The 582-nt window shown below is 64.0% G+C and carries 1 protein-coding gene and 1 pseudogene; both read left to right on the forward strand.

From position 1 onward, the window contains the following. The first annotated feature begins 116 nt into the window (after positions 1-116). Positions 117-302 (forward strand): 50S ribosomal protein L32, encoded by a 186-nt coding sequence (gene rpmF / locus AC1DU6_RS35060; RefSeq protein WP_056204281.1) that lies wholly within the window; start codon positions 117-119, stop codon positions 300-302. A gap of 111 nt (positions 303-413) precedes the next feature. After that, positions 414-582: pseudogene (locus tag AC1DU6_RS35065) on the forward strand (phosphate acyltransferase PlsX); the annotation flags it as partial.

Raw genomic sequence — 582 nt, forward strand, 5'->3', positions numbered from 1 at the left:
GCTACACTCGTGGGCTTTTCTGCGGTCTGGAGTTCGAGCTTTGATCTCACTCCCCGGGGTTGTGACCACAAGGCCCCACAGTCCGCCCCCAAATCCCGCAGAGTCTGGAGAATTTCATGGCTGTTCAGCAAAACAAGAAGTCGCCTTCCAAGCGCGGTATGCACCGTTCGCACAATGCCCTGGTCACCCCGGGTACCGGCATCGAGCCGACGACCGGYGAAGTGCATCTGCGTCACCACATCAGCCCCACCGGTTTCTACCGTGGTCGCAAGGTGCTGAAGAGCAAGGCCGACGCGGCCTGATGGTGCCCGGTGCCGCCAGGCGCGGCGCCAAACTATCGATGAATCTGCCGACCCGGCCTGCGTACCGCGCAGCGCCGGGTTTGGTCTTTGTGGCTCACGAAAACCACTGACATGACCGCAGTACCCCCGCCTGAACCGATCCGCCTGGCTGTTGACTGCATGGGCGGCGATCACGGCCCCTCGGTCACGCTGCCGGCCTGCCGCGCCTTTCTGGACAAGCATCCGGGCGCCGAGCTCATCCTTGTGGGCAAGCCCGAGGAACTGACGGCCGCTGCGGCCT

The sequence above is a fragment of the Roseateles sp. P5_B10 genome, assembly GCF_056400485.1.